General features: G+C 60.3%; 2 protein-coding genes. Both read left to right on the forward strand.

What is annotated here, in order from left to right:
- Positions 1-602: ATP-binding protein (locus WBB95_RS08285; RefSeq protein WP_424487136.1), on the forward strand; the 602-nt coding region annotated here is incomplete at its 5' end.
- Between the two features lie 6 nt (positions 603-608).
- Positions 609-1,496: a DUF3991 domain-containing protein gene (locus tag WBB95_RS08290; RefSeq protein ID WP_424487137.1), complete on the forward strand. Its 888-nt coding sequence runs from the start codon at positions 609-611 to the stop codon at positions 1,494-1,496.
- Positions 1,497-1,819 lie beyond the last annotated feature (323 nt).

The raw sequence follows: 1,819 nt of genomic DNA on the forward strand, positions 1-1,819 counted from the left end.
AAGAATGTCGCACGAAGCGTGAAAACGCCCGCCTGTTGCGGCGGCAGCGGGCGAACATTCCAGAAATGCTGGAGATGGAGACCTTCCCCTTCTCGCGGCAGCCGAAACTCGACCGCAAGAAGATCATGTCGTACTACGACCGCTTCGATTATATGACCAAGCAGCGGAACATGGTCTGGTTGGGGCCCACCGGGTGCGGCAAGACGGGGTTGGCCACGGCCTTCCTGCTGCAAGCGATCGATCGCGGCCAGCGGGGCTACTTCGTGACGTTTCCTCAGTTGCTGCAGGAACTCTTTCAGTCGCTGGCGGACCGCAGCGAGGGGAAGGTGCTCCGGCGCTATCTCTCGTACGACTGTCTGGTGATTGACGAAGTGGGCTACGTGGAGGTGGAAGCGGCGCAGGTGGGGCAGTTCTTTACGCTGATGCACAAGCGGCACAAGAAGAAAACGACAATCATCACTTCGAACCTGGGCTTCGTCGAATGGGGATCGTTTCTGCACAACCTGCAATTGACGGCCGCCTTGATCGATCGGCTGACCGAGAACAGTCACGTCATCAACATGAAGCACTGCACGAGCTTGCGGGACAAGCTCGACGAGTAAAGTGCGATGACGCTCCGCGACTTCCGCCGACAAGCCGACGCGGTTCGCTCGATACCGCTGGAAACCGTGTTAACGCACTGGGGCGCCCAGCGTGATCGGCGCGACAGGCATCAATGGCGCACCGAGCGTGGTCCGCTTTCGGTGACGGGCGCCAAGTTCTTCAACTGGCATGGCAACGAAGGGGGTGGCGGGGCGATCGACCTCGTGATGCACTTGAGCGGATGCGACGTTCACGCGGCGGTTGGATGGCTCGAGCAGCAGCTTGGTTCCGCCCCTGCCGCCACGTCGTCGACCTCTGCTTACTCGCGGCCGTCTTCTCCTCGACTGGGCGCCCACACCAAACCTTGCCCACACTTGCCTGTGGCGAATCTCGCCCACCTCGAGCGCGTGCGTCACTATCTCACCAAGCAGCGTCGTCTCGCGGCAGGCGTCCTAGAACCGTTGATCGAGGCGGGAAAGGTCTATGCCGACCGGCGCGCCAACGCGGTCTTTCTGATGGTGGCCGGGAAAGCCAATCGTCCGATTGGCGCCGAGCTGCGTGGCACCGGCCAGCGGATATGGCGTGGGCTGGCGCCCGGCACGTGCAAGGACGCCGGTTACTTCTGGATCGGCCTTCCGGGCTCGGACGAGATCGTCCTCTGCGAATCCGCGATCGATGCGATCAGCTGCTTTCAACTGCGCCCGGCCAGTATCTGCATCTCGACCGCGGGCGTTCGCCCCAATCCAGCTTGGCTCCATCCGCTGATGGCTCGCGGCTATGACATCTACTGCGGCTTCGACGACGACCAGCCTGGCAACGCCGCGAGTCGACAGATGATCAGACAACATCCCACGATCAAACGTCTGCGACCACCCGCTCACGATTGGAACGACGCGCTCAAGGCCAGTCTTTGACTTCCATCAACAGGCACGCCTTGGCTGTTGCCCTGCCGCGTTACTCCAAAGCTCGCCGACCACCAGCACTACGTGCTGTGCGCTGCGCGGACCCATTTAGCTGAGCACACCTGGCCCCATTTATGTGAGCGGTATAGGGTAGAAGTGGTAGGCGACTATTTTGGCCTCGATCTTGTCGATATGTAGAGGTGTTTTCACGATCGGCTAGGAGAGTTTTGTATGAGTTATGAACCACCACAGCCTTTGCCTCCTAAAGGACGCCTCATTTCCGCAGGAATGGTCGTAGCCGCTGTGATCGGTCTGCTGATCAACCATTTCATGAT

This window comes from Pseudomonas sp. (genome assembly GCF_049645325.1).
GTDB lineage: Bacteria > Pseudomonadota > Gammaproteobacteria > Pseudomonadales > Pseudomonadaceae > Aquipseudomonas.